Genomic DNA, 25,520 nt, shown 5'->3' on the forward strand with positions numbered 1-25,520 from the left:
AGAATTCATCCGCAGGGGTTTCCGTGTCGGAAGCCGAGCCCGGGCGGCTCCGTCAGTCGATCAACTGCGGTGCCACCGTCCGCGAGCCGTCCGCGGCGAGAACGGCTTTCGGCGATGCCGAGGTGAGCAACGCGATTCCCGCCGCGAGCAACCAAATGATCGTGAACCCGGAAACCGTTGCGGTAGTGCCCCATCCGTTCGCCGCGTAGAAGTTCGCCGGAGTGTTCCCGAAGAACATCGACGGTGCGAACGCCACGTTCACCACCGCCAGGGCCGCGGCCGACCGCCCCGCCCACGCGGGCAGAATCCGCGTGCGCAGAATCGTGACAGCGGCCGTGGTCATGAACAAGGCGGTCAGGAGCCGGCTGACCGTTCCGTACAGCACATAGGTGCCGGACACGGTGACGGTGGGATCGATCGGTTCGGTTGCCTGGATCGTGGCGCCGATCTCGAGGCCCATGGAGACGAAAGCGACTGTGGCCCAGATCAAACCGGCGGTCGAGGCCAGTGAGCCGAGCCATTCGTAGCGGCGATCGGCGGCCTTCACCAGGTGGGCGAAGGTGGACATGAACACCACCACGCCGAGGAGTCCGACGAGGCCGATCAGGCCGCGGGTCAGGATGTTCCAGTCCGGGGGCGGGCCCTCGTAGACGAAGTAGAGCGGCAGTTCGACGAGCATGAGCGCGGCGCCGCAGACAGCGGCGATACCCGCCGTGCGGCGGAGGGTTTCGGTGTGCACGGATCGTCCTTCCGATCGGCGGCAATAGTAAGTATATGTCTTATACTATATCGACCATACTAAACTCCGGAAGGATGACTATTCGACGACGGGATGCGCGCTGATGACCGATCGGAAGGTGCCCGACCAGCTGGCGCGGCTGTGGCGGCTGCCGGTGGACACCAAACTCGGCCGTCCGGCCGCACTCGATGTGGACCAGGTGGTGGCGACGGCGGTCCAGCTGGCCGACCGGGACGGTCTCGCCGCCGCGACGCTGCCGAAAATCGCTGCGGCTCTGGGTGTTACGCCGATGTCGCTCTACCGCCACATCGGATCGAAGGACGAACTGCTGGGCTTGATGTCCGATGCCGGATTGGGTGCGTCACCCGAATTGCCCAGCGGCTCATGGCGTTCGATGCTGCGCGCCTGGGCGTTCGCGCAACTCGAGCAGCACCGTGCCCGTCCGTGGCTCACCGAGCTGCCGATCACCGGACCGCCGAGTGGACCGAACGCTGTGGCCTGGATGGACGCCGGGCTGCGCGCACTGCGCGACACCACGCTGGACTGGCCGGCGAAGGTCGGGGCCATCATGGTGGTCAGCGGATACGTCCGCGAGGCGTTCGTCACCGCCCGCCAACTCGAACACGCCATGGCGGCAGCCGAGCTCGACCCGGCCGGTGCCTTGCACGACTACAGCCGTAATCTGCGCGCACTGGTGGATCGAGAGCGGCTGCCCGATATGGCCGCATTGCTGGACTCGGGACTGTTCGACGCCATCCAGCCCGCCGAGGCCGACCCCGCCTCCGACTTCACTTTCGGTCTCGACCTGGTCCTCGACGGCGTGGCGGCGACGATAGCCGCGAACAGCCGGTAACGACAAACGGCCCGGCGCCGTGGAGGCGCCGGGCCGCGAATCAGCTGCCGATCAGCTGCTGCCGAACCATCCCGGCGGAACGACCTGACGGAAACCGTTCCAGCCGTTGCCGTGCCGGTCCCACGGGTTGCAGTCGTCGCCGCGGTGGTGGCGGTCCCAATCGCCGCGGTGGTCCCAGTCGCCACGGCGGTCCCAGTCGCCACGGTCGCGGCCGTCCCACGGGCCGTGCCCGTGACCCGGATGTGCGATCTCGGTGGCCGCCGGGGCGCTCACGACCTCGGCCTGGGCCGGAATGGCAAGCGCGGCAAGCGGCGCGGCCACGATGGCGCCGGCAACGGCGATGCGCGCCGCCGTGCGCTTGGTGCGATGTTCGGTTCTGGCAATCACGGTGAATCCTTCCAATCAGTTACACCGCACGCAGTCTCTCGCAAATCGGACACCGCGTCACGGGTGGTGGCACGAGGTTCAGGGCGGAATCGGCCGCGAGGATGACGGGGACTCAGGGTTGCCCCTCAGTCCTGCGATTCAGCTGCTGCCGAACCACCCCGGCGGGTAAACGGGCCTATACCAGGAGTAGTACGGCCGATACCACGAATTCCAGCCGTACAGATAGTCCAGCGGTATCGGATCGAACGGCGTCACTTCCGGGTAGTACCGGCCGACCGAACTCGGCTCGCTCACCGGCGCCTGCGCCGAACCCTGCCCGGCGGTCGCGGTGACCATGCCGATCAGAATCAAGCCCGCTATCGCCGTCCTCGCCAGGATTCGGCGTACCCGGACGGACGTGGCAGTCGCGAACACGACCAGCCCCTTTCAACTCGCTTGTCCCGCAACCCTCGCCGATTTCGGCGCGAACGTCACGGCCGCGATACGCCCAGGGCTGAGAAGAGACTCAGCTCACATCACGCGCCCCGCCGTCCGGACTCGCGGGATCGATGTGCCAGCTGCGGATCCGCCGCGGATGAATGCGAATGATGGTGTGCGCGAACCAGTCCGGCGCCACCGGAGGCGTATCGACATCGAGGATCTCGCCGACGCCGCGGATCTCCACTCCACGCCCCCACCCGGGCTTCACCTCGGCCGGATCGTCCGGCGTCATATCGTCGACGACCAGGCTCACATTCGGATTACCCCGCACATTGCGGTAGCGCTGCGCGCTCGGATTCGGTCCGCCGATATCGATCGTGCCGTCGTCGTTCACCCGAAATCCCACCGGAACCAACTGCGGCCGCCCGTCCGCCGTCACAGTGGCCAGCCGGCCCAGCGACTGGGAGGTCAGATAGGTGCGTTCGGCCGCGGTGAAAGTCATGCCGCCACGCTAAGAGCTCGAGTGCGGTTGAGGTCAAGCGGTATGCGGGCTCGGTCGGTCGGCCGCTTTCGTGAGATGGAAGTGGGTGACGTTGTCGCCTTGGCGGGCGGGAGACGCGGTGTAGCCGGGAAGGCTGCCGAGGTCGTCGTAGAGGCGTTCGCCGGCGCCGAGGAGAGTGGGGACGAGAGCCAGGTGGAGGTCGTCGACGAGCCCGGCCCGCAGGAAGCGGCGGACGGTCGCGGCTCCGCCGCCGAGGCGGACGTCCTTGCCTCCGGCGGCGGAGAAGGCTCGTGCCAGCACGTTTTCGGGGGTGTCGTCGACGAAGTGGAAGGTGGTGCCGCCGTCCATCTCGAGCGCCGGGCGCGGGTGGTGGGTGAGGACGAAGACCGGGTGGTGATAGGGCGGGTTGGGCCCCCACCAGCCGGTCCAGGAATCATCGGGCCATTCCCCGCGAACGGGCCCGAACATGTTGCGGCCCATGATGGTCGCGCCGACATTCGCTTCACCGGCGGCGAGCTGTTCGTCGTCGATTCCGGTGCTGCCGCCGTCGTGGCCGATCATCCGCCGGCCGGTGCGGGTGACGAAAACCCAATCGTGCAGGCGTTCGCCGCCGACACCGAGCGGATGATCCCGACCTTGGTCGGGGCCCGCGATGTACCCGTCCAGTGAGATCGAGAGATTGTGGACACGGAGACGGGGCATGGCGGGTCCTCTCACGGAGTGCTTGCTGATTGCAATTGCCCTGCACTCTATCGCCGGTGCTTGTCGATTGCAATCAGTTGTCAGGCCATGTGCAGGCCCGCCGACCACGCGAATGCGGTCAGCGTGGGGTCGAGTGGCGCCGCGGTGAGCCGATTGCCCAGCGTGGACAGCGTGTAGGTGCCGATTCCCAGCACCACCTCGAGGGCCTGTTCGGTGGTGTAGCCGTGCGAGAGGAAATCGCTCGCTCGTTCGTCGGGGACTTTGCCTGCGGTTTCGACGACGGTGAGGGTGAACTCCTGGAGTGCGGCCAGGCGGGGATCGGGGAGGGGTCGCTGTTCGCGCAGCGCGGTGATCAGTTCCGGGTCGGCGCCGATCTCGGTCAGCTTGGCGGTGTGCATGGCGACGCACAGGTGACATTCGTTGCGCGTGGCCATGGTCATCACCAGCACCTCGCGCGACAGTTGGTCGAGGGTGCTGCCTTCGAAGAGGGCGTTGAGTTTCATGAAGCCGTCGAGCAGTCGTGGCGACGTCGCCATTTTCCCCACCGCGGCGGGGAGGTAGCCGAAGTGCGCGGCGGTCGCGGTCATGGTGCGACGGGCCTCGGCGGGCGCGGAGTCGAGGGTGTGGGTGGGGAAGTGCATGCGTCGATCCGTTCAAGTTAGACAACCAGGTTGTCTAAATAGTAAACCGGGTTGTCGAATTGGGCAAGCCTCGACGGCCGCCCGGGGCGGAGCCGGTCAGCTCCCGAACCACCCCGCGACATCGAGCCGGAACGATTCCGGCGGGACCATCGTGCGCAACGCGGCCTCCATATCGCGCACGCGCTGGGAGCCCAGCTCGTGCACCCAGCGGCGTCGCAACCGCTCGAAGATCTCGGCCGACTGCCGCAGCGCGTCGATTCCGCGCGGGGTCAGGCAGACGATCTTGCGCCGGGCGTCGTCGGGATCCTCGATACGTTCGGCATAGCCCAGCGCGGTCAGCTTCTCGACCGTCTTGCCCGCCGCCTGCTTGGAGACGCCCAGCTTGCGGCCGATATCGCTGGCCGTCGCCCCCTGCACTCCGATCGCCTGCATCGCGAATCCGTGGGCCGGGCGCATATCGGGATGCCCCCGCTCCGCCAGCTCGGCATGCAATTCATCGATGAGCGAGCGGAACCCGGCGAACAGCAACAGCGGCAGCTCGAACCCGGGGCTGTCGACCGGGGCCCTCCCGCGTTTTCCGACAACCATGTTGACGAGGGTAGTCGCCGTGACGGAGGACGACGCGAGGCGCCACCCGTGGGGCGCGTGTCACCGGTCGCGGCCGGTCCGGTGGTGTTCAATACACCTGGAGTGCTCCGGAACGAGTACCCGCCTTGTTCTGCCGAATGCCCGGAGGCGCGATGACCACACGGCCACAGCGGATTCCCGCCCGTCCTCCCGCGCCGCGACATGCTCGCGGCCTCGCACGCCGGCTCGCGCCAGGGCTGGCTCTCACCGCGATACTCGCGGCGTGCAGTGGACCTGGCGCCGATGTCTCCGAATCACACACTCCCGCAACGGTTTCGACGGCTCCGCTGAGCTCGGTCGCGGTGGTCACGCACGGCAGCCCCGGCGACGCGTTCTGGAATGTGGTGAAGAACGGCGCCGAGGCGGCCGGTAAGGATCTGGGCATCCGGGTCGAATACAACTCCTCGGGGGATCCGGGGGAGCAGGCCAAGCTGGTGGACAACGCGGTGGCCCAGCATGTGGACGGGTTGGTGGTGTCGATGGCCAATCCGCAGGCGCTGCGCCCGTCCGTCGAGCATGCAGTCGCGGCGGGAATTCCGGTCGTCACGATCAACTCCGGCGAAGCCGAGAGCGCGGCCGCCGGTGCGATCGGGCATGTCGGGCAGAGTGAGCGACAGGCGGGAACGGCCGCCGGCAAACGCCTGCGTGAGGCCGGCCGGACCAGGATGCTCTGCGTCATCCACGAGGCCGGCAATATCGGCGCCAACGACCGCTGCGCCGGCGCGATCGACGGAGTCGGCGGCAATGCCACCACCTTGCAAGTCGACATCAACAATCCGGCCGACGCGCAGTCGCGGATCAAGGGAGCGTTGGAGGCCGACCACACGATCGACGCGGTGCTGACACTGAATTCGCAGATCGCCGCCCGCGCGGTCGACGGGGTGCGTGAATCCCATTCCCGCGCCGCCGTCGCCACCTTCGACCTGAATTCCGATGTGGTGAGCGCGATCCGGGCGGGCACCCTGCTGTTCGCGGTCGACCAGCAGCAGTACGAACAGGGATATCTGCCGGTCGTGATGCTGCAGCTGTATCGGCGCAATCTCAACACGGTCGGTGGCGGAATGCCGGTGCAGACCGGACCCGCCTTCGTGGACAAGACCAACGTCGACGCCATCGCCGCCCTCGTGGCACAGGGCACGCGCTGAGCAGGGAGCTGTCATGACCGACACCACAACGGTTTCCGAAGCCACCGCCACGGCAGCGATCCGGCCGTCGCTGCTGAACCGGCTGATCGTCCGGCCCGAAATCGGCGCCGGTCTGGGCGCGCTGGTGGTATTCGTCTTCTTCGCCGTGATCACCGACCGGTTCCTCAGCCCCCTCGGGGTGGCCACCTGGCTCGACGACGCCTCGACGCTCGGCATCATGGCCGTCGCGGTGGCGCTGCTGATGATCGGAGGCGAATTCGATCTCTCCGCCGGGGTGATGACCGCGTCGACGGCCTTGGTGACGGCCATGCTCGCGGTACACGCGGGATGGAATGTGTGGTTCGCGCTGGGTGTTTCGCTGCTCTTCGCGCTCGCGGTCGGCGCGCTGAACGGGTGGGTGGTGATGCGCTCCGGCCTGCCCAGTTTCATCGTCACACTGGGTACGTTCCTGGCTCTGCAGGGCCTCAACCTCGGCGTGACACGGCTGGTCACGGGGACCGTGCAGGTGTCGGGCATCCGTTCGGCGCCCGGATACGCCTCGGCCGGTTGGGTTTTCGCGGCGACGACGAATCTCGGTGACGCCCGCATCCAAGCGTCGGTGCTGTGGTGGATCGCCGTCACCGCGGTGGCGACGCTGGTGCTGGTGCGCACCCGCTTCGGCAACTGGATCTACGCGGTCGGCGGTTCGCTGCCCAGCGCTCGTGCCGTCGGTGTCCCGGCGGCTCGGACCAAGATCCTGCTGTTCATGGGCACCGCCTTCGCGGGCTGGATCGTCGGCTCGTGCAATCTGCTGCGTTTCGCGAGTGTGCAGGCGAACCAGGGCGTGGGACTGGAATTCCAGTACATCATCGCCGCGGTGGTCGGCGGTTGCCTGCTCACCGGCGGTTTCGGATCGGTGCTGGGCGCGGCCATCGGCGCGCTGATCTTCGGCATGGCCCGGCAGGGAATCGTGTTCGCGCGCTGGGACAGCGACTGGTTCATGCTCTTCCTCGGGGTGCTGCTGCTCGCCGCGGTTCTGGTCAACAACGCCTTCGCCAAGCGCGCGGAAAGGTTGCGCCGATGACTCCTCAGCACACGGCGGCGCAGACCACAGCCGCGCCGCTGATCGAGACGGTGAACATCGGGAAGAGCTACGGCGGCGTCGTCGCCCTTGCGGATATCTCGATGGTCGTTCGCGCCGGGGAGGTCACGTGCGTACTCGGCGACAACGGCGCCGGGAAGTCGACCCTGATCAAAATCCTCGCCGGCGTTCATCGCCACGATGCCGGTGAGCTGCGCATCGACGGTGAGCCGACCCGGTTCTCCTCGCCACGCGAGGCATTGGACCGCGGTATCGCCACCGTCTACCAGGACCTGGCGGTCGTGCCGCTGATGAGTGTGTGGCGCAATTTCGTCCTCGGCTCCGAACCGACCCGCGGCGCCGGACCCTTTCGCCTGCTGGATCGAGCGACCGCGCGCGAGATCACGCGAACCGCGTTGTCGGACATGGGAATCGAGATTCGCGATCTCGAGCAGCCGGTCGGCACGCTGTCGGGCGGGCAGCGGCAGTGTGTGGCGATCGCCCGTGCGGTGCATTACGGCGCGAAGGTCCTCATCCTCGACGAACCGACCGCCGCGCTCGGCGTCAAGCAATCCGGCGTGGTGCTGCGGTATGTCGCGCAGGCCCGTGATCGCGGCCTCGGAGTCGTGCTGATCACGCACAACCCGCATCACGCCTATCCGGTCGGCGACCGATTCCTGCTGCTGCGGCGCGGCCGCGCACTCGGCGGCTACGACAAGTCGCAGATCGACCTGCCGGAGCTGACCCGGCAGATGGCCGGCGGCGCGGAACTGGAAGCGCTGCAACATGAATTGCGTCGTCCGCTGCCGGAGTGAGCGGCGGTGGGCGCGGCGGGCGCGAGCGCTGGACTGTCGGTGGGGGTCCGGTTACCCTCTGCCTGGCCCGACGTCGAGAAGTAAGTGAGAAGCGTAGTTGCACGGCACGGTGAAGTGGTTCGACAGTGAGAAAGGCTTCGGTTTCATAATCCCGGATGCCGGCGGGGCGGAAGTTTTCGTCGAATACACCGAGGTTCACGGCGACGGTTTCCGGCGATTGGTGCAGGGCCAGCGCGTCGAGTTCGACGTACGCCACACCAAGGCGGGCCCGGAAGCCAAGGGCGTCCGAATCGAGCCGATGCGCCGACTGTGGCCCGACCCACACGAACTGTGACCTGTCGGGCAGATCACTATTCCCGAAAACGAGTTAACGCCCCTTTATGGGCCCTCGATATGTTGATCGTCAGTTTGTACGACTGAATTGAAACAACGAAGAGGTATTTATGATCCCCGTTATCATCGACACCGGTAGTGCTGCTGTGAACGGCCTGTTCGACACCCTGGGTGCCGCCTTCCACGGCCTGGTCAACACCCTGTGGACCGGCTCTTTCGGTGGCTGATCACTGATTTCGGTCGCATGATGCGACCTCGGGTCGACCCCGGACCGCAGTGTCCGGGGTCGACCCATTTCTGCGGCCGGACGACGGCGCACGCACGATTCCCGCCGCTCGCCGCGACGTGACGAGCGTGGCCCGCCGCGCTATCACGGGACAATCACAGCGTGCCCCACGCGAAAAGCTGACTTTTCGCTTCGGGTGCGGTTTCCCTCCCCCGGGGTGACCACTGTGGTGGCGCGACGGCGCAGTCCGTGGCAGGCTTGATCACTGAGACCGGCCCGACCGTGAAGTTGGTCGGTTCGGCTCGTCTACAGAAGGTATGAAATGGCGCAAGGCGTAGTGAAGTGGTTCAACAGCGAGAAGGGCTTCGGGTTCATCGCTCAGGACGACGGTGGTCCCGATGTGTTCGTGCACTACTCGGCTGTGAGCGGTAGCGGATTCCGGTCCCTCGACGAGGGGCAGCGCGTGCAGTTCGAGATCGGCCAGGGCCAGAAGGGCCCGCAGGCTCAGAACGTAAGCGTTCTCTGATCGAGTCCGCTGACTGCGCGCCACTTTACGTAGCGTGAACTGTCCGCGACTTACAGTGGGGCCCCGTATCTTTCGAGATGCGGGGCTCTTTCGCGTCCGGGGCCCGATGCGCTGCGGCCCGGGGTCGGCGGCGGTGTGAGGGCGGCTGCCTACCGGGCGGTACACCGGCGCCGAAGCGCGACCATTAAGCTGGTCCGCGGTAAATGCCGACCTCTTTCCCCAGGAGTGCCCCACAGTGAGCCAAAATGGCCGTCCTGTTGTTCTGATCGCCGACAAGCTCGCCCAGTCGACCGTCGATGCGCTCGGTGACGGTGTCGAGGTTCGCTGGGTCGACGGCCCCAATCGACCCGAGTTGCTGGCCGCCGTGCCCGAGGCCGACGCGCTGCTGGTCCGTTCGGCCACCACCGTCGACGCCGAGGTGCTCGAGGCCGGCAAGAACCTCAAGATCGTCGCCCGCGCGGGCGTCGGCCTCGACAATGTCGACGTGCCCGCGGCCACCGAGCGCGGTGTCATGGTCGTCAACGCGCCGACCTCCAACATCCACACCGCCGCCGAGCACGCCGTCACCCTGCTGCTGGCCGCCGCCCGCCAGATCCCGGCAGCCGACGCCACCCTGCGCGAGCACACCTGGCAGCGCAGCAAGTTCAACGGTGTCGAGATCTTCGGCAAGACCGTCGGCGTCATCGGCCTCGGCCGCATCGGCCAGCTGTTCGCGCAGCGCCTGGCCGCTTTCGAGACCAAGGTCATCGCGTACGACCCCTACACCTCCCCGGCCCGCGCCGCCCAGCTGGGCATCGAGCTGCTGAGCCTGGACGAGGTGCTCGAGCGTGCCGACTTCATCTCCATTCACCTGCCCAAGACCCCTGAGACCAAGGGCATGCTGAACAAGGAGACCCTGGCCAAGACCAAGAAGGGCGTCATCATCGTCAACGCCGCCCGTGGCGGTCTGATCGACGAGCAGGCCCTGGCCGACGCCATCACCTCCGGCCACGTGCGCGCCGCCGGCATCGACGTGTTCGAGACCGAGCCGTCGACCGACAGCCCGCTGTTCGAGCTGCCGCAGGTCGTCGTGACCCCGCACCTGGGCGCCTCCACCGCCGAGGCCCAGGACCGCGCCGGAACCGATGTCGCCAAGTCGGTGCAGCTCGCCCTCGCGGGTGAGTTCGTGCCCGGTGCGGTGAACGTCGCCGGTGGTGCGGTCAACGAGATCGTCGCCCCCTGGCTGGACATCGTGCGCAAGCAGGGTGTGCTGCTGGGCGCCCTCGCCGACGAGCTGCCGGTTTCGCTCGAACTCCAGGTGCGCGGCGAGCTGTCCTCGGAAGAGGTTGCGGTGCTGGAACTCTCGGCGCTGCGCGGCGTGTTCTCCGCGCACGTCGAAGACGCGGTCACCTTCGTCAACGCCCCGTCGCTGGCCGCGGAACGGGGTCTCGAGGCCTCCGTCACCACCCACAGCGAGAGCCCGACCCACCGCAGCCTGGTCGACCTGCGCGCCGTATTCGGCGACGGCCGCACCCTGAACGTCGCCGGCACCCTGACCGAGCCCGCTCAGGTCGAGAAGATCGTCAACATCAACGGCCGCAACTACGACATGCGCGCCGAGGGCCTCAACCTGGCGATCCTCAACTACGACGACCGCCCGGGTGCCCTGGGCAAGATCGGCACCAAGCTGGGCGAGGCGGCCATCGATATCAAGGCCGCTCAGCTGAGCCAGGACATCGACAAGGAAGGCGCGACGGTCATCCTGCGCGTCGAGGAGTCCGTCCCGGCCGAGGTGCAGTCCTCGATCGCCGAGGCCGTGGGTGCCGCGAAGGTCGTTCAGGTCGACCTGAGCTGAGACGTTCCGGGCCGGAATCGGATCGGCCGCAGTACGTTACAGTGCGCGCGAATCCAATCGCCATGGCGCGGAGCGGGATTCGCGCGCATTGTGCGTTGCTGGGTGATCCCCGGCACGACACAACTGCCACTCCTTCCGCGAGGAACTCGCGGCCGCCGAGAGCGTGACTTGTGCGGTCGCGGGCGGACGTGCTTGCTGCGGGCGTGTCGCGCTGTTGGCGGTCCGGTACGGGTGCTCTCGCGGGGACGCGCGCCGATTTCGGTCCGTGGTCGAGGTCGGCCTGCACTGTGATTCGGGGGAGCCCGTGCCGATCGATCTCACTCATTGGGAGCGGCTTGCCCTGGTTATCGGGGTGATTCGGGGGACCGATAGTGTGACGGTGTCGGCGATCCGGCCGGGCGCAACGCCGCCGATCGACCGCCCTTGGCTGATTCGGCCGCATACGTGTTGCGAGCCGCGAGCAGGAACGAACGGAGCGTTGTCATATGAAGCTGGCTGTCATCGCCGGTGACGGTATCGGGCCCGAGGTCATCGCCGAGGCGCTCAAGGTACTCGACGTGGTCGTGCCCGGGGTCGAGAAGACCGAATACGACCTGGGCGCCAAGCGCTACCACGCGACCGGCGAGGTACTGCCGGAGTCGGTGCTGCCGGAGCTGAAGCAGCACGACGCCATCCTGCTGGGCGCGATCGGTGATCCGTCGGTCCCCAGCGGCCTGCTCGAGCGCGGTCTGCTGCTGCACACCCGCTTCGCGCTCGACCACCACGTGAACCTGCGTCCGTCGAAGCTGTACCCGGGCGTCACCAGCCCGCTGTCCGGTGATCCGGAGATCGACTTCGTCGTCGTGCGTGAGGGCACCGAGGGTCCGTACACCGGTACCGGCGGCGCGATCCGCGTGAACACCCCGCACGAGGTGGCCACCGAGGTCTCCACCAACACCCGCTTCGGCATCGAGCGGGTGGTGCGCTACGCCTTCGACAAGGCTCAGCAGCGCCGCAAGCACCTGACGCTGGTCCACAAGACCAATGTGCTGAGCTTCGCCGGTTCGCTGTGGCAGCGCACCGTCACCGAGGTCGGCGCGGAGTACCCCGAGGTCGAGGTCGCCTATCAGCACATCGATGCCGCGACGATCCACATGGTCAACGATCCGGGCCGCTTCGACGTGATCGTCACCGACAACCTGTTCGGCGACATCATCACCGACCTCGCCGCGGCGGTGTCCGGTGGCATCGGCCTGGCCGCCTCGGGCAACATCGACGCCTCGGGCACCAACCCGAGCATGTTCGAACCGGTCCACGGCAGCGCCCCCGATATCGCCGGCCAGTCCAAGGCCGACCCGACCGCCGCCATCCTCTCGGTGTCGCTGCTGCTGAACCACCTCGGCCGGTCCGAGGAAGCCGCCCGCATCGAAGCCGCGGTAGCCAAGGACCTCGCCGCCCGCACCGGTACCGCCTCCACGGTCGAAATCGGCGACCGCATCGCCGCGTCTCTCTGAGCTCTCCCAGCCGATCCTCCTGTCGCGAAACGGATTGCGCGGCAGGAGGATTGTGTGTTGAGCGGCCCTGCCGCACGACGGCCGGCCAAGTGTTGGGAAACGGCGGACCGGGGAAGGGCGTGGATTTGTCTGTGCCGCGGCGCGGACGGACACTACCCCGGTCCACTGCGGCGGGATCGCGGCGCTGGTTGGCATCGATCGCCACCGGCCAGCATTGATCGCGACTGATGCAGGCCATCGACGTGTGCAAAGACCTGGAGGCGGTATGACGGCGGAGCACATCACCGGTGCCGTCGGATTCGGTCCGTACACCGTGCTCGACTTGCACGAACAACCGGAAGACGGCAAAGGGCTGGAACTCGAGGACGGGTGGTTGATCGAGGTGGCGGCGGGGGCTCGGCACAATTGGATCGCACGCACCTTGGCGCGGGTCGTCGAATCTGCGGCGCGTGAGGCTGAGGTCGTTGTACTCGAAGGCGGGGTGTGGGAGATCAGCACGCCCAGTGGCGTGCGGAAACCCGATGCCTCCGTGATCCCGCGCGAGGTGGCGCGAGCAGCGGTGCTGGATGGGACCCCGAAGTTGATTCCGGGCACCGAGTTGCTACTCGTGGTGGAAGTCGTGTCGCCCGGCAGCGGGAGCGAGCGCACGGACCGGGTGCGCAAGGTTCGCGAGTACGCGGCACTCGGGATCCCGCAGTATTGGATCATCGAGCATCAGCCGCATATCCGAATTCATCGCTCCGTGCTTGGCGACGACGGCTACCGATGGGAGCCGACGGTCGGCGAAGGAAGCCGGTTCAGCGCGGATGTCGAGGCGGACAAGGTTTTTCGGGTCGAGTTCGATCCAGCCGCGCTGATCGAAATTTGATCGTACGGCCCGCATATGGTCGGGCGTCGATCGCGAACGGTTCCGACCTTGTTGTTCCGGCGTCGCCTGTCAGCATTGTTCGTCGAACTGAGGTTGTAGGTACAACCTCGAAAGTTGTTGGCGGCGTGGTGTTTCCCCACGGTCGCGCTCCGTACTGTGACGGAAAGGGGTGCGGCCGTGAGGAACCCGGGCGTCAGCGGGTGCGGGCGATCGGCACCATGGGGACGGCGGCCGCGGCGATGATCGCGGCGATCAGATAGGCCGCCGGGAAGCCGGCGGCGGTGATCAGCGCGCCGAAAATCGGTGCGACAGCGGCGGATGCGAGGTTCTGGCCGGTGTTCTGGATGCCCAGGCCGCGGCCGCTCCAGTACGGGCCGGCGATTTCGGCGACGGCGGTGAAGGCCAGGCCGTTGTCCGCGACGGTGATCACCGACGCGGCGAACAGGATCGGGATCGCCGCCCACCACCAGTGCAACCAGGCGGCACCGGCCAGGGCTGCCATCGAGACCACGGCCGCGATCGCCACGGTGTGCAACGGACGCAGGCGGCTGCCGACACGGTCGGACCAGATACCGGCGCCGATGCGCCCGGCAGCCCCCAGAATCTGGGTGGCGGTGACGATCGCCCCGGCCACCGGCAGCGACAGCCCGGCATCGCGATGCAGCCACAGCAGGGCGAACGTCCACAGGGTGGCCTGCGGAACCACCAGCAGCACCGAGACCGCGTGGATGCGCCACAGCGTGGAATCACCCCGATACGGGTTGTCCGGATGCGCGCCGGTGCTCGCCGGTCGGGGCGGGTCGACGATTCCGATCAGACAGCCGATCGCCGCGACACCCGCCATCGCCGCCGGAACCAGGATCGCCGTGGAAAACCCGTGTGCGGCAGCGACAGCCGGTATCGACATCGCCGCGATCGCGACACCCAGCGGCTGGGCGGTCTGGCGGATACCCATCGCGAGCCCGCGCTGATCGACCGGGAACCAGCCGACGATCACCCGGCCGCTCGCGCCGTTGGTACTGGCAGCGCCCATACCGGCCAGAAACAGCAGCACGCCCAGGATGCCGTAGTTCGTCACCGTCGCAGCAGCCACACCTGCCACACACATCACGACCGGACCGGCGACCAGGACGGTGCGCTCACCCACCCGGTCCACGATGTATCCCCAGGCGATCAGCGTGCACACCAGGCCGACCGTCGGCATCGCGACCAGCAGACCCGCTGTGGCCAAGGGCATTCCGCGATCGGTCAGCGCCGGCAACAGGAACGGGGTGCCGTGCACGATGACCGCGCTCGAGGACTGGGCGAAGACTCCGAGCGCGAGCATGGTCCACCGCCGGGTCGCGCGCACGTCTGTCACGGCGGTCATCGCCCACACCTCGAATCTCATATTTTGGGATCAGAGTCTTACTCTGTGAACCGGCTCTTACCGTACACCCAGGACGCGGCGGGTAGGCAAGTCGAAATTCGTCACATGCGCCCGTCGCAGACCGGGTGGTCGGCCGCGTTCGGGCAGGTGGATAGACTCTTCGCCATGCGTCTAGGTCGTGTTGCCAGCCCCGATGGGGTCGCGTTCGTGAGTATCGAAACCGACGGTTCCGACGAGATCGCTCGTGAAATCGCCGAGCATCCGTTCGGTACCCCGACATTCACCGGCCGTACCTGGCCGCTGGCCGATGTGCGACTGCTGGCCCCCATTCTGGCCAGCAAGGTCGTGTGCGTCGGAAAGAACTACGCCGCGCACGCGGCGGAGATGGGCGGAGCGGCGCCGGAGGATCCTGTGATCTTCCTCAAGCCGAACACCTCCATCGTCGGGCCGAACCTGCCGATCCTGTTGCCGCCCAATTCCTCTCAGGTCGACTACGAGGGGGAGCTGGCGGTGGTGATCGGCCGCCCGTGCAAGGACGTGCCGGCCGCCCGGGCCGCCGACGTCATTCTCGGCTACACCGTCGCCAACGACGTGACCGCGCGTGACCAGCAGCGCCACGACGGACAGTGGACGCGCGCCAAGGGCTACGACACCTTCTGCCCGCTGGGACCGTGGATCGAAACCGAACTCGATCCGGGCGATCTCGAGATCACTACCGAACTCGACGGTGAGGTGCGCCAGCGCAGCCGGACTTCACTTCTGCTGCACGACATTCCGACGGTGATCGAGTGGGTCACCAAGGTGATGACCTTGCTGCCCGGCGATGTCATCCTCACCGGAACGCCGGAAGGTGTAGGACCGATGACGGATGGGCAAACCGTATCCGTGACGGTTCAGGGTATCGGCACCCTCACCAATCCTGTTGCCGCCAAACGTTGATCGAGAGAAGGAATATGACTGACGTACGGGTCCGATTCTGCCCGTCACCCACCGGCACACCGCATGTCGGCCTGATCCGGACCGCGCTGTTCAACTGGGCGTTCGCTCGCCACCACGGCGGCACCTTCGTCTTCCGTATCGAAGACACCGATGCCGCACGCGATTCCGAGGAGTCGTACCACGCGATTCTGGACGCGTTGCGGTGGCTCGGACTGACGTGGGACGAGGGGCCGGAGGTCGGCGGGCCCTACGGTCCTTACCGTCAGTCGCAGCGGCGTGAGCTTCATCTCGATGTCGTCCAGAGGTTGCTGGCGGCCGGTGAGGCCTATGAATCCTTCTCCACCCCAGACGAAGTCGAGGCCCGTCACCGGGCCGCCGGACGCGATCCGAAGCTCGGTTACGACAACTTCGACCGCGATCTGACCCCCGAGCAGATCGCCGCCTACAAGGCCGAGGGCCGCCCGGCGGTGGTGCGCCTGCGGATGCCCGAGCACGATCTGGTGTGGAACGATCTGGTTCGCGGGGAGATCACTGCCAAGGCCGGGACGGTGCCCGATTTCGCGTTGACCCGCGGCACCGGTGATCCGCTCTATACGCTGGTGAATCCCGTGGACGACGCGCTGATGAAAATCACACACGTGTTGCGCGGGGAAGACCTGCTTTCCTCCACACCGCGGCAGTTGGCGTTGTATGCCGCATTGCAGCGGATCGGGGTGGCGGAGTTCACTCCGGAGTTCGGACATCTGCCCTTCGTGATGGGCCAGGGCAACAAGAAGTTGTCCAAACGTGATCCGGAGTCGAATCTCTTCGCGCACCGGGATCGCGGATTCATTCCTGAAGGTTTGCTGAATTACCTGGCTTTGCTCGGATGGAGCCTCGCCGAGGACCGTGATGTCTTCTCCATGGCGGAGATGGTCGATGCGTTCGAGATATCGAAAGTAAATTCGAATCCGGCCCGCTTCGACCAGAAGAAGGCGGATGCGATCAACGCCGAACACATTCGTTTGCTGGACACCGGGGATTTCGCCCGTAGGTTGCGGGAGTTCCTCACTGCGCACGGTCACATCGGCGCCGAAGTGGACGACCGAGTTTTCGCCGCGGCGGCGGAGTTGGTGCAGACCCGGATCGTGGTTCTCGGTGATGCGTGGGATCTATTGAAGTTTCTGTTCGTGCCGGCCGAGGAGTTTGCTGTCGACGAGGCCGCGGCGCAAAAGAATCTGGGGCCCGATGCGGTGCCGGTGTTGCAGGCCGCCGTGGCGGCGCTCGACGGTGTTTCCGAATGGACGCCGCCCGTGCTCGAGGAGGCGCTGAAAAAGGCACTGGTGGACGATCTGGGGCTCAAACCGCGTAAGGCCTTCGGTCCCGTGCGCGTGGCGGTCACCGGCTCGCACATCAGCCCGCCGCTCTACGAATCGCTGGAACTGCTCGGCCGTGAGGCGACCATGCGGCGGCTGCGGGCCGCGCTGGTGTAGTAGCCGCGCCGGCCTCGGGTGCTCACCGACTCGGTCGTTCCGTCGGGCGGTCGCGGCTTCGTGACCACCCGGCGGGAGCCCGGAGGCCGTATCGGCCCTGAAAAACGGCTCTGACCAGACGATTTGTATAAATACGGGAGGGGTTTGGTACTCTTCTTCTCGGCCCGGAACGAGGGCCTCGAACCGGCAGGGGAGAGGCTGAAAGCCCAGGTCATTGGGGTATGGTGTAATTGGCAACACAGCTGATTCTGGTTCAGCCATTCTAGGTTCGAGTCCTGGTACCCCAGCGGAGAATGTTGATTCGCTTCGTTCGGTCGAGTCGGAACAGCATCCCCGGCGATTTGGTCGCCGGGTCTCGGCCGGTTAAGCTTGCCGAGCCTCCTCGATCGAAAGATCCACGGAGTCTCCCTTCGGGGAAGTCCTCTGGCCCCGTCGTCTAGCGGCCTAGGACGCCGCCCTCTCAAGGCGGTAGCGCGGGTTCAAATCCCGTCGGGGCTACATTCGAAAGCCCTCCAGCGCGAGCTGGAGGGCTTTTCTCGTTCCCGGGTGCGGATCAGTCCTGCACCGGCCAGGTGGATCCGCCCGGCGGCATCGCGGGCATACCGAGCTTGCGGTGATCCCAGCTGCGCACCCGTTCCGGCACCACGCGGATCGCGACGCGCTTGTTCAGCATCGCCTCCACCATCGGGCGCAATTCCTCGGTGTAGGGGCCGGTGTAGCGCTCCCAGACGCTGACGCCGACCTTGAACAGCGCGTCGGGGTCCTCCACGATCTCCGCGCGGCCCTCGATCGACACCCCGCGCAGCTGGTCGTAGGTGTCGCCCGCCTCGACCAGCACGGTGACGCGGGGATCGCGCCGCAGATTCACCGCCTTCTGCGACTTACCCTTCGTCTCGAACCAGATTTCACCGTCGACCAGGCCGTACCACATCGCCGTGAGATGCGGCGTTCCGTTCTTGCCCAGGCTCGCCAGCGTCATGATGCGGCTGCGTTTCAGGAATTCGGTGATCTCCGTCTCGGACATCACGATCTGTGCGCGTTGGTTCACTCCCATGCGGTCACGATACTTTACGGCGTATGGCCAGGATCACAGCTCGTGATCGGGATTCAGAGTCGCTTGTGCAAGGCATCGGCGGCGGCGACGAGGTCGGCGGCCCAGCGCGCGCCCGGGCGCCGGCCCATGCGATCGATCGGGCCGGATACCGAGACCGCGGCGATCACCTGGGACGACCCGTCGCGCACCGGCGCGGAGACGCTGGCCACACCCGCGGACCGTTCCGCGGCGCTCTGTGCCCAGCCGCGGCGGCGGACCTCGGCCAGGGCGCGCTCACCGAAGACCGCGTCGGCCAGCACGCCTCGCTGCAGTTCCGGATCGGCCCAGGCCAGCAGGACCTTCGCGGCCGATCCGGCGGTCAGCGGCAGGCGAGCGCCGACCGGGACGGTGTCACGCAGGCCGGAGGTGGGCTCGAGCGCGGCCACGCAGATGCGGGAGTGTCCGTCGAGCCGGTAGAGCTGCACGCTCTCGCCGGTGATCTCGCGCAGCCGGGGCAGGATGACGGCGGCGGCGTCGAGCAGCGGATCCTCGGCGGTGGTGGCCAGTTCCGACAGCGCCGGGCCGGGCCGCCAGGAACCGGCGGCGTCGCGGGCCAGCATGCGATGGGTCTCCAGCCCCACGGCCAGTCGATGCGCGGTGGCCCGGGGCAGTCCGGTGCGGGTGCACAGCTCGTTGAGTCCACACGGTTGTTCGGCCACGGCGTAAAGCACGGCCATGGCTTTGTCGAGCACCCCGATACCGCTATGCTGTCTCATAGAACGATATTAGCGTCTCGCATAGTGAGATTGGCAAGTCTGATCGAACCCCGCGAGTACGCACCTCCGGTGGACCTTGGATAGGGGATCCACCTGCGAGTTCGCGACGGCGAAGCCGTCGCAGATGACACAGAGAGGTGGTTGTCATGGCCGAACGGCCACGCACGCTGGCGGAGAAGGTCTGGGATCAGCATGTCGTCGTACGGGGTGCGGGTGAGGGTGCGCAGCGCGAACCCGATCTCATCTACATCGATCTGCACCTGGTGCACGAGGTCACGAGCCCGCAGGCCTTCGACGGGCTGCGGGCGGCGGGGCGCCCGGTGCGCCGGCCGGATCTGACCATCGCGACCGAGGACCACAATGTGCCGACGGTCGATATCGATAAGCCGATCGCGGATCCGATCTCGCGCACCCAGGTGGAAACCCTGCGGCGTAATTGCGAGGAATTCGGCGTGCGGCTGTATCCGATGGGTGATATCGAACAGGGCATCGTGCACGTGGTCGGTCCGCAGCTGGGTTTGACGCAGCCGGGCATGACCGTGGTGTGTGGTGATTCGCACACCTCGACCCACGGCGCATTCGGCGCGCTGGCGATGGGTATCGGCACCAGCGAGGTCGAACATGTGATGGCGACGCAGACGTTGTCGCTGCGCCCGTTCAAGACCATGGCGATCAATATCGATGGCGAGTTGCCGCCCGGCGTGACGAGCAAGGACGTGATTCTGGCGGTCATCGCCAAGATCGGCACCGGCGGCGGGCAGGGTTATGTGCTCGAATACCGTGGTGAGGCCGTGCGCGCCATGTCCATGGAGGCGCGGATGACGATGTGCAACATGTCCATCGAGGCCGGCGCCCGGGCGGGCATGGTGGCCCCCGACGAGGTCACCTACGAATTCCTGAGGGGCCGCGAACATGCCCCCACCGGCGCGGACTGGGATGCGGCGGTGGCCGCGTGGGAGGCGCTGAAGACCGATCCGGACGCCACCTTCGACGCCGAGGTGCACCTGGACGCCTCGACGTTGACGCCGTTCGTCACCTGGGGCACCAACCCCGGTCAGGGCGCCCCGCTGGGCGATGTGGTGCCGAATCCGGAGGATTTCGCCGACGAAAACGAGCGAGCGGCCGCCGAGAAGGCTCTGACTTACATGGATTTGGAGCCCGGAACTCCGCTTCGTGAGGTCCCTGTGGATACGGTTTTCGTGGGTTCGTGCACCAACGGCCGGATCGAGGATTTGCGGGCGGTGGCGGACGTTTTGAAGGGTCGCAAGGTCGCCGACAGCGTGCGGATGTTGATCGTTCCGGGCTCGATGCGGGTGCGCGCCCAGGCCGAATCCGAGGGTTTGGGCGAGATTTTCACTGCGGCGGGCGCGGAATGGCGCCAGGCCGGCTGCTCGATGTGCCTGGGAATGAATCCGGATCAGCTTTCTCCCGGTCAGCGCTGTGCTTCGACATCGAACCGCAACTTCGAGGGACGCCAGGGTAAAGGCGGCCGTACGCATCTGGTTTCGCCGCAGGTCGCGGCCGCGACGGCGGTCCGGGGCCGGTTGTCGGCGCCGGCGGATCTGAACTGACCGGCCGGAATTCACCTCAGGACTACAGGAGCAACTATGGAACCGTTCAAGGTGCACAAGGGGATCGGCGTGCCGTTGCGCCGGTCGAATGTCGATACCGACCAGATCATCCCGGCGGTCTATCTGAAACGGGTGACGCGAACGGGATTCGAGGACGGTCTGTTCGCCGCCTGGCGTTCGGATCCGGGCTTCATTTTGAACACCAGCCCGTTCGACCGGGGAAGTGTGTTGGTCGCCGGACCGGATTTCGGTACGGGATCGTCGCGAGAGCATGCGGTTTGGGCATTGATGGACTACGGCTTCCGGGTGGTGATCTCTTCCCGCTTCGCCGACATCTTCCGGGGCAACGCCGGTAAGGGCGGCTTGGTGGCCGCGCAGATGTCACAACATGATGTCGAATTGCTCTGGAAGTTGATCGAAGAACATCCCGGCCTGGAATTGATCGTCGATCTCGAGGCACGCACTGTGGCCGCTGGAACCACCGTGTTGCCCTTCGATATTGACGACTACACCCGGTGGCGGCTGCTGGAAGGTCTGGACGACATCGGACTGACACTTCGGCAGGAAGAGGCCATCGAGCAGTTCGAAAAGGCAAGGCCGTCTTGGAAACCGACCACCATTCCAGCGGCTATTTCACGGGACTGAACAGTCTCGAGTGTTAGCTGAGAGCAACCAATCGAGGTTGCTGCGCGTGTGCCACGCCACATGAAATTTGGCGTGGCACATAGACTCTTGCCCATTCAGGGTTTACCGTGGTACCTAGTCGGTCCGACGACGGGCCATTAGTCTGCGGAGGATTCAATGAACAAGGCGGAACTGATCGATGTTCTGACCGAGAAGTTGGGTACTGACAGGCGCACGGCCACTGCGGCAGTCGAGCACATTGTCGACACGATCGTGCGTGCGGTGAACAAGGGGCAGAGCGTCACAATCACCGGATTCGGTGTATTCGAACAGCGCAAGCGGGCGGCACGGGTGGCGCGTAATCCCCGAACCGGCGAGACGGTGAAGGTGAAGCCCACTTCGGTGCCCGCGTTCCGCCCGGGTGCGCAGTTCAAGGCGATCATCTCGGGCAAGCAGAAGATCGCGGCGGCCGGTCCGGCCGTGAAACGCGGTGTGGCAGCGCCGGTGTCGGGTGCGGCGAAGAAGACCGCCGCCAAGAAGACCACGGCCAAGAAGACCGCCGCGAAGAAGACCACGGCGAAGAAGGCGGCCCCGGCCAAGAAGACGACCGCCAAGAAGACGGCCGCGAAGGCGCCTGCGAAGAAGGTGACCACGGCGAAGAAGACGGCCCCGGCCAAGAAGACGACCGCCAAGAAGACGGCCGCGAAGGCGCCTGCGAAGAAGGTGACCACGGCGAAGAAGACGACCGCGACCAAGACCGCGGCCAAGAAGACCGCCGCGAAGAAGACCGCTGCCAAGCGCACGGCAACCAAGCGCACCACGCGGCGATAGCGAGTGACGCGACGGTAATGACCCCGGTCCTTTCGGTCCGGGGTCATTGCGTTTTCGGGTTCGACGCGTTTTCGGGTAGACCGTGTTTTCTCGGATTCAGTGGGTACGCAGGGACCGATCGAGATGATCGGCGGCGACCAGCCGCCCGTCGGCGACCGACAGCACCCAGACGCTGCCCTTGCGGTTCCGGGCCGGCGGCAGGGTGAGACCGTCGTCGTCCGCCCAGCGCTGCAGCAGATCCGGAATGACCTTGCCCTGACTGCACACGAGCGGAACGATGTCGGGTGAGACCAGTTCCCGCAGCCGGTCCACACCGGCCTGCGGTGCTGCGGCATAACCGCTTTCCGACAGCAGCGGCTCCGGGGTGATATCGAGGCCGAGGGCCTCGGCGACCGGCGCGACGGTCTGCGCACAGCGCAGCGGAGGCGCCGAATGGACCGCTCCCGGCCCGAAGGCGAGCAGATTCGGCGTCAGCACCTCGACCTGTGCGCGACCGGCTTTTTCCAGTGGCCGTTGGTCGTCGGGGCCGGTGAATCGGTCGCGGCGGCCCGCTTTCGCATGCCGCACCAGCACCAGGGTCGCGGTATCGGCCGGCAGGCGCAGGAAATTGCGGATGATTCGGCGATCCATCGGGTAGGAGAGTTGGTCCATCACCCGGTCCACCCGGTGCCACCGCAGCTGGTCGACTTCGGAATTCGTGACGAACTCGCCGCCGACGGGTGTGGCCGCCCAATAGTCGACACGCTTGAGTTTGCGATGTCCGGGCACCGGATATGTGACCCGACCGAGATAGCGCCCCAGACGGCAGTTCAGGCCGGTTTCTTCGGTCACTTCGCGCACGGCCGCGACCATTGCGGTTTCGCCCGGGTCGAGCTTTCCTTTGGGCAGCGACCAATCGTCGTATTTCGGCCGGTGTACGAGGGCCACCTCGACCGGTCCGCCGTCGCGGGGCCGCCGCCACACCACGGCGCCCGCGGCGATGATGTTGGCGGTCACCCGCGGATCCGAGATGGTGTCGCCCGAGCCGCTCTCACCTGTACCCACCTCGTCGTAGCTGATCGAACCGCCGGTGTCGCCGAGGCGATCGAGGGCGGTGCCGCCGTCGTCCGGGGACCGATCGAAATCTCGTGTCGCCGAGGATTTCACTGCTGATCCGGCCTCCGCAGTCGCATGAGGAACTCCTGATGGTCGCGCACCTGCACGCCGCGGCTGTCGGCGTCGGGGCTCGGCTGGGCCGCCCAGCTGCCGTCGGGCTGCAACACCCAGCACCGGGTCGCGGGATCGAGTGCGGAATCGAACACCACCGCCAGCCGCTCGCGCAGCTTCGGATCCTTCACCTGCGCCATGACCTCCACGCGCCGGTCGAGATTGCGGTGCATCATGTCGGCGCTGCCGATCCAGTACTCGTCCTGGGCCTGGAAATGCAGGATGCGCGAATGTTCCAGGAATCGGCCGAGAATCGAGCGCACCTCGATGTTGTCGCTCATCCCGGGCACACCGGGACGCAGCCCGCAGATGCCGCGCACCACGATCTGCACCGGAACCCCGGCCTGGGACGCGCGATAGAGCGCGTCGATGATCTGCTCGTCGACGATGGCGTTGGCCTTGAGGCGAATACGGGCCGGCACGCCCTGGGCGGCCAGCTCGGTCTCGCGGCGGATCCGCTCCACGATGCCCGAACGCACGCTGCTCGGCGCGACCAACAGGTTGCGGTAGTTGGCCTTTCGCGAATAGCCGGTCAGCGAGTTGAACAGGTCGGTCAGGTCGGCGCCGATCTCCGGTGCCGCGGTGAGGAGTCCGACGTCCTCGTAGAGCCGCGCGGTCTTCGGGTTGTAGTTGCCGGTCCCGATATGGCAATAGCGACGGATGGTGGCACCCTCGCGGCGCACCACCAGACAGGTCTTGCAGTGCGTCTTGAGGCCGATGAGGCCGTAGACCACGTGCACGCCCGCCTGCTCCAGCGCGCGTGCCCATTTGATGTTGGCCTGTTCGTCGAAGCGGGCCTTGATCTCGACCAGCGCGACGACCTGTTTACCGGCCTCGGCAGCATCGATGAGCGCGTTGACGATGGGAGAGTCGCCGGAGGTGCGGTAGAGGGTCTGCTTGATGGCCAGCACCTGCGGATCGGCCGCCGCCTGCTCGATGAAACGCTGCACGCTGGTGGAGAACGAATCGTAGGGGTGATGCACCAGCACGTCGCCCTCGCGCAGGGCGGCGAAAACGTTTCGCGGCGTTTCTCTTTCGCCGAACGCGGGCGGTGTGGCCGGAACGTAGGGCGCGTCCTTGAGCAGCGGCCGGTCGACGCCGTAGACCTGCCACAGGCACGACAGGTCGAGCAGGCCGGGCACCTGGATCACGTCGCCGGGGTCGACGTCGAGTTCGCGCAGCAGCAGCTCGAGCATGTGCTCGGTCATATCGTCGGAAACTTCCAGGCGCACCGGCGATCCGAAGCGGCGGCGGGCCAGTTCCCGTTCGAGGGCCTGCAGCAGATCCTCGTCGCGGTCCTCGTCGACCTCGAAGTCGGCGTTGCGGGTGATGCGGAACGAATGGTGTTCCACCACTTCCATTCCCGGGAAGAGCTGATCGAGGTGGGCGGCGATCAGATCTTCCATCGGCAGGAAGGCGGCCAGCCGGGGGACAGCGGTGATGTCGGAATCTCGGCGGGCGCCGGGGGTTTCGTTGAGCGTGCGGCGCACCCGGACGAAGCGGTCGACGTTGTCGGGCACCTTCACGCGGGCGAAATGCTCACCGCCGGTCTCGGAATCCTTCACCGTGACAGCCAGATTCAAACTCAGGCCGCTGATGTAGGGGAAGGGATGGGCGGGATCGACGGCGAGCGGGGTCAGCACCGGGAACACCTGGTCGAGGAAGTAGCCGGACAGCCGGCGGCGTTCGTCGTCGTCCAGATCGGCCCAGCCGATGATGGCGATACCCTCGTCGGCCAGTGCCGGGCGCACCTGGTCGAGGAAGACCCGCGCATGGCGTCCGGCCAGTTCCTGGGTGCGCTCGGCGATGAGGGTGAGTTGTTCGGTGGGGGACAGGCCGTCGGCGGAGCGGACCGAGAGTCCGGCCTCGGCGCGGCGTTTGAGGCCGGCCACCCGCACCATGTAGAACTCGTCGAGATTCGAGGAGAAGATGGCCAGGAATTTGGCGCGTTCCAGCAGCGGTTCCGAGGGGTCCTCGGCCAGGGCCAGCACGCGGGCGTTGAAATCCAGCCAGCTCAGTTCTCGATTGAGGTAGCGATCGGCGGGCAACTGTGCCGCGGCGGCCGTGGTGGGCGGTGGCGTGGCCGCCGGCGGGGCCGCCGGTAGCCGGGGCTGTTGCGGGACGGTCTCCGTTTCGCTCACGCTCACGATCATTCCTTACGGCTCGGGTGGTGTCGCGCCCGACACCACCGTTGTGCGGCCTCTCATCGAGGCCTGGCGATCATCTAGCACACATGTGACGGTGCGGCACACCTCCGAATGAGGTTCTCGTGAACACCTACCGGCCAGCCGATGTCGCGCACCAGCGCCGCGGTGGCCGTGCCGACCCCGAGCGACAGCGCGCGGTCGAGATCCTCGGCGGTGTCGACGTCCAGGCGCAGACCCGGCCAGTGCCCGCCCACTTCGACCGCACCCGATTCCCGATGGCGGCGCGCGGAATCTGCTCCGAAGCGGGGCATCAGGGGCGCGGAATCGGCCGTCGCCGACGGTGCGAGCGAATCCCGCGCATGGGTGTGGCCCGCCGCGCGG

At 66.7% G+C, this 25,520-nt stretch carries 26 protein-coding genes, 2 tRNA genes and 1 pseudogene; 16 read left to right on the forward strand and 13 right to left on the reverse strand.

The genetic code is table 11. The annotated features are described in order from the left end of the window. Positions 1-52: 52 nt before the first annotated feature. A complete protein-coding gene (locus tag NE2_RS29255) occupies positions 53-739 on the reverse strand; it encodes a hypothetical protein (RefSeq protein WP_174553995.1) in 687 nt (228 codons plus the stop codon). Positions 740-842: 103 nt separating this feature from the next. On the opposite strand from NE2_RS29255, the gene NE2_RS29260 reads away from it, so the two are divergent. Beyond that, a complete protein-coding gene (locus tag NE2_RS29260) occupies positions 843-1,592 on the forward strand; it encodes a TetR/AcrR family transcriptional regulator (RefSeq protein ID WP_174553996.1) in 750 nt (249 codons plus the stop codon). A gap of 51 nt (positions 1,593-1,643) precedes the next feature. Here the strand turns inward: NE2_RS29260 and NE2_RS29265 are convergent, their stop codons facing one another. The 6 genes from NE2_RS29265 to NE2_RS29290 all read right to left on the reverse strand — a co-directional run bounded on the left by NE2_RS29265 (position 1,644) and on the right by NE2_RS29290 (position 4,832). Then, positions 1,644-1,979, reverse strand: coding sequence for a hypothetical protein (locus NE2_RS29265; protein ID WP_146165262.1), 336 nt, complete (start codon positions 1,977-1,979; stop codon positions 1,644-1,646). A 138-nt stretch (positions 1,980-2,117) separates the two neighbouring features. After that, positions 2,118-2,393 carry a hypothetical protein gene (locus NE2_RS29270; RefSeq protein WP_146165263.1) on the reverse strand — a complete coding sequence of 92 codons (276 nt, stop codon included), beginning with the start codon at positions 2,391-2,393 and terminating at the stop codon, positions 2,118-2,120. Between the two features lie 91 nt (positions 2,394-2,484). Then, complete coding sequence (locus tag NE2_RS29275) at positions 2,485-2,901, reverse strand: PPOX class F420-dependent oxidoreductase (protein WP_063031324.1); 417 nt, start codon at positions 2,899-2,901, stop codon at positions 2,485-2,487. A gap of 33 nt (positions 2,902-2,934) precedes the next feature. Continuing rightward, positions 2,935-3,603 carry a dihydrofolate reductase family protein gene (locus NE2_RS29280; RefSeq protein ID WP_063031326.1) on the reverse strand — a complete coding sequence of 223 codons (669 nt, stop codon included), beginning with the start codon at positions 3,601-3,603 and terminating at the stop codon, positions 2,935-2,937. An 80-nt stretch (positions 3,604-3,683) separates the two neighbouring features. Next, complete coding sequence (locus NE2_RS29285) at positions 3,684-4,244, reverse strand: carboxymuconolactone decarboxylase family protein (protein WP_063031328.1); 561 nt, start codon at positions 4,242-4,244, stop codon at positions 3,684-3,686. Positions 4,245-4,340: 96 nt separating this feature from the next. Then, positions 4,341-4,832: a MarR family winged helix-turn-helix transcriptional regulator gene (locus NE2_RS29290; RefSeq protein ID WP_063031330.1), complete on the reverse strand. Its 492-nt coding sequence runs from the start codon at positions 4,830-4,832 to the stop codon at positions 4,341-4,343. A 152-nt stretch (positions 4,833-4,984) separates the two neighbouring features. Here NE2_RS29290 and NE2_RS29295 point away from each other — a divergent pair, with 152 nt between their 5' ends. From NE2_RS29295 to NE2_RS29330, 8 genes are all read left to right on the forward strand, one after another. Next, on the forward strand, positions 4,985-6,016 hold the full coding sequence (locus NE2_RS29295) for a sugar ABC transporter substrate-binding protein (RefSeq protein WP_084494408.1): 1,032 nt from the start codon (positions 4,985-4,987) through the stop codon (positions 6,014-6,016). A gap of 13 nt (positions 6,017-6,029) precedes the next feature. Beyond that, the gene (locus NE2_RS29300) at positions 6,030-7,079 is read left to right on the forward strand and encodes an ABC transporter permease (RefSeq protein ID WP_063031332.1); all 1,050 of its coding nucleotides are present in this window, start codon (positions 6,030-6,032) and stop codon (positions 7,077-7,079) included. After that, positions 7,076-7,891 (forward strand): ATP-binding cassette domain-containing protein, encoded by an 816-nt coding sequence (locus NE2_RS29305; RefSeq protein WP_063031334.1) that lies wholly within the window; start codon positions 7,076-7,078, stop codon positions 7,889-7,891. The genes NE2_RS29300 and NE2_RS29305 overlap by 4 nt, the downstream gene beginning before the upstream one ends. Before the next feature lie 97 nt (positions 7,892-7,988). Further along, positions 7,989-8,225, forward strand: a complete 237-nt coding sequence (locus NE2_RS29310) for a cold shock domain-containing protein (RefSeq protein ID WP_063031336.1) — start codon at positions 7,989-7,991, stop codon at positions 8,223-8,225. Between the two features lie 547 nt (positions 8,226-8,772). Continuing rightward, positions 8,773-8,976: a cold-shock protein gene (locus tag NE2_RS29315; RefSeq protein WP_063031338.1), complete on the forward strand. Its 204-nt coding sequence runs from the start codon at positions 8,773-8,775 to the stop codon at positions 8,974-8,976. Positions 8,977-9,211: 235 nt separating this feature from the next. Then, positions 9,212-10,810, forward strand: coding sequence for a phosphoglycerate dehydrogenase (gene serA / locus NE2_RS29320; protein WP_063031340.1), 1,599 nt, complete (start codon positions 9,212-9,214; stop codon positions 10,808-10,810). Between the two features lie 485 nt (positions 10,811-11,295). Further along, positions 11,296-12,303 carry a 3-isopropylmalate dehydrogenase gene (locus NE2_RS29325; RefSeq protein WP_030512992.1) on the forward strand — a complete coding sequence of 336 codons (1,008 nt, stop codon included), beginning with the start codon at positions 11,296-11,298 and terminating at the stop codon, positions 12,301-12,303. 313 nt (positions 12,304-12,616) lie between these two features. Continuing rightward, a complete protein-coding gene (locus tag NE2_RS29330; protein ID WP_233429910.1) occupies positions 12,617-13,171 on the forward strand; it encodes a Uma2 family endonuclease in 555 nt (184 codons plus the stop codon). Positions 13,172-13,364: 193 nt separating this feature from the next. Here the strand turns inward: NE2_RS29330 and NE2_RS29335 are convergent, their stop codons facing one another. After that, positions 13,365-14,540, reverse strand: coding sequence for an MFS transporter (locus NE2_RS29335; protein WP_063031365.1), 1,176 nt, complete (start codon positions 14,538-14,540; stop codon positions 13,365-13,367). 165 nt (positions 14,541-14,705) lie between these two features. On the opposite strand from NE2_RS29335, the gene NE2_RS29340 reads away from it, so the two are divergent. The 4 genes from NE2_RS29340 (at position 14,706) to NE2_RS29355 (ending at position 17,449) form a co-directional block, all read left to right on the forward strand. Then, positions 14,706-15,479: a fumarylacetoacetate hydrolase family protein gene (locus tag NE2_RS29340; protein ID WP_030512995.1), complete on the forward strand. Its 774-nt coding sequence runs from the start codon at positions 14,706-14,708 to the stop codon at positions 15,477-15,479. A 14-nt stretch (positions 15,480-15,493) separates the two neighbouring features. Further along, positions 15,494-16,951, forward strand: coding sequence for a glutamate--tRNA ligase (gene gltX / locus NE2_RS29345; RefSeq protein WP_063031342.1), 1,458 nt, complete (start codon positions 15,494-15,496; stop codon positions 16,949-16,951). Positions 16,952-17,166: 215 nt separating this feature from the next. Then, positions 17,167-17,238 (forward strand) — tRNA-Gln (locus NE2_RS29350). A gap of 138 nt (positions 17,239-17,376) precedes the next feature. Next, positions 17,377-17,449, forward strand: a tRNA-Glu gene (locus NE2_RS29355). 55 nt (positions 17,450-17,504) lie between these two features. On the opposite strand, the gene NE2_RS29360 is transcribed toward NE2_RS29355, so the two are convergent. Beyond that, entirely contained in the window at positions 17,505-18,005 is a 501-nt protein-coding gene (locus tag NE2_RS29360) for a PPOX class F420-dependent oxidoreductase (protein ID WP_063031344.1), read from the reverse strand. 53 nt (positions 18,006-18,058) lie between these two features. Beyond that, positions 18,059-18,760: an IclR family transcriptional regulator gene (locus NE2_RS29365; protein WP_030512998.1), complete on the reverse strand. Its 702-nt coding sequence runs from the start codon at positions 18,758-18,760 to the stop codon at positions 18,059-18,061. Between the two features lie 146 nt (positions 18,761-18,906). Here NE2_RS29365 and leuC point away from each other — a divergent pair, with 146 nt between their 5' ends. The 3 genes from leuC (at position 18,907) to NE2_RS29380 (ending at position 21,786) form a co-directional block, all read left to right on the forward strand. Continuing rightward, positions 18,907-20,331: a 3-isopropylmalate dehydratase large subunit gene (leuC, locus tag NE2_RS29370; protein ID WP_063031346.1), complete on the forward strand. Its 1,425-nt coding sequence runs from the start codon at positions 18,907-18,909 to the stop codon at positions 20,329-20,331. A gap of 36 nt (positions 20,332-20,367) precedes the next feature. Continuing rightward, the gene (gene leuD, locus NE2_RS29375) at positions 20,368-20,976 is read left to right on the forward strand and encodes a 3-isopropylmalate dehydratase small subunit (protein WP_063015191.1); all 609 of its coding nucleotides are present in this window, start codon (positions 20,368-20,370) and stop codon (positions 20,974-20,976) included. A 156-nt stretch (positions 20,977-21,132) separates the two neighbouring features. Further along, positions 21,133-21,786 (forward strand): HU family DNA-binding protein, encoded by a 654-nt coding sequence (locus tag NE2_RS29380; protein WP_063031354.1) that lies wholly within the window; start codon positions 21,133-21,135, stop codon positions 21,784-21,786. Between the two features lie 96 nt (positions 21,787-21,882). Here the strand turns inward: NE2_RS29380 and NE2_RS29385 are convergent, their stop codons facing one another. From NE2_RS29385 to NE2_RS37345, 3 genes and pseudogenes are all read right to left on the reverse strand, one after another. Beyond that, positions 21,883-22,782, reverse strand: coding sequence for an NUDIX hydrolase (locus NE2_RS29385; protein WP_063031367.1), 900 nt, complete (start codon positions 22,780-22,782; stop codon positions 21,883-21,885). 146 nt (positions 22,783-22,928) lie between these two features. Continuing rightward, the gene (locus NE2_RS29390) at positions 22,929-25,145 is read right to left on the reverse strand and encodes an RNA degradosome polyphosphate kinase (protein WP_063015193.1); all 2,217 of its coding nucleotides are present in this window, start codon (positions 25,143-25,145) and stop codon (positions 22,929-22,931) included. A 71-nt stretch (positions 25,146-25,216) separates the two neighbouring features. Continuing rightward, positions 25,217-25,520 (reverse strand): annotated as a pseudogene (locus NE2_RS37345) (2-phospho-L-lactate guanylyltransferase); the annotation flags it as partial.

The organism is Nocardia elegans NBRC 108235, from assembly GCF_001612845.1.
GTDB classification, from domain to species: domain Bacteria; phylum Actinomycetota; class Actinomycetes; order Mycobacteriales; family Mycobacteriaceae; genus Nocardia; species Nocardia nova.

Coding starts and splice junctions, on each gene's coding strand:
- NE2_RS29390 (WP_063015193.1), bottom strand. CDS start 25,145: ATGATCGTGAGCGTGAGCGAAACGGAGACCGTCCCGCAACAGCCCCGG.
- leuC (WP_063031346.1), top strand. CDS start 18,907: ATGGCCGAACGGCCACGCACGCTGGCGGAGAAGGTCTGGGATCAGCAT.
- NE2_RS29360 (WP_063031344.1), bottom strand. CDS start 18,005: ATGGGAGTGAACCAACGCGCACAGATCGTGATGTCCGAGACGGAGATC.
- NE2_RS29300 (WP_063031332.1), top strand. CDS start 6,030: ATGACCGACACCACAACGGTTTCCGAAGCCACCGCCACGGCAGCGATC.
- NE2_RS29260 (WP_174553996.1), top strand. CDS start 843: ATGACCGATCGGAAGGTGCCCGACCAGCTGGCGCGGCTGTGGCGGCTG.
- NE2_RS29365 (WP_030512998.1), bottom strand. CDS start 18,760: ATGAGACAGCATAGCGGTATCGGGGTGCTCGACAAAGCCATGGCCGTG.
- gltX (WP_063031342.1), top strand. CDS start 15,494: ATGACTGACGTACGGGTCCGATTCTGCCCGTCACCCACCGGCACACCG.
- NE2_RS29335 (WP_063031365.1), bottom strand. CDS start 14,540: ATGACCGCCGTGACAGACGTGCGCGCGACCCGGCGGTGGACCATGCTC.
- NE2_RS29315 (WP_063031338.1), top strand. CDS start 8,773: ATGGCGCAAGGCGTAGTGAAGTGGTTCAACAGCGAGAAGGGCTTCGGG.
- NE2_RS29290 (WP_063031330.1), bottom strand. CDS start 4,832: ATGGTTGTCGGAAAACGCGGGAGGGCCCCGGTCGACAGCCCCGGGTTC.
- NE2_RS29285 (WP_063031328.1), bottom strand. CDS start 4,244: ATGCACTTCCCCACCCACACCCTCGACTCCGCGCCCGCCGAGGCCCGT.
- NE2_RS29280 (WP_063031326.1), bottom strand. CDS start 3,603: ATGCCCCGTCTCCGTGTCCACAATCTCTCGATCTCACTGGACGGGTAC.
- leuD (WP_063015191.1), top strand. CDS start 20,368: ATGGAACCGTTCAAGGTGCACAAGGGGATCGGCGTGCCGTTGCGCCGG.
- NE2_RS29305 (WP_063031334.1), top strand. CDS start 7,076: ATGACTCCTCAGCACACGGCGGCGCAGACCACAGCCGCGCCGCTGATC.
- NE2_RS29295 (WP_084494408.1), top strand. CDS start 4,985: ATGACCACACGGCCACAGCGGATTCCCGCCCGTCCTCCCGCGCCGCGA.
- NE2_RS29340 (WP_030512995.1), top strand. CDS start 14,706: ATGCGTCTAGGTCGTGTTGCCAGCCCCGATGGGGTCGCGTTCGTGAGT.
- NE2_RS29380 (WP_063031354.1), top strand. CDS start 21,133: ATGAACAAGGCGGAACTGATCGATGTTCTGACCGAGAAGTTGGGTACT.
- NE2_RS29325 (WP_030512992.1), top strand. CDS start 11,296: ATGAAGCTGGCTGTCATCGCCGGTGACGGTATCGGGCCCGAGGTCATC.
- NE2_RS29275 (WP_063031324.1), bottom strand. CDS start 2,901: ATGACTTTCACCGCGGCCGAACGCACCTATCTGACCTCCCAGTCGCTG.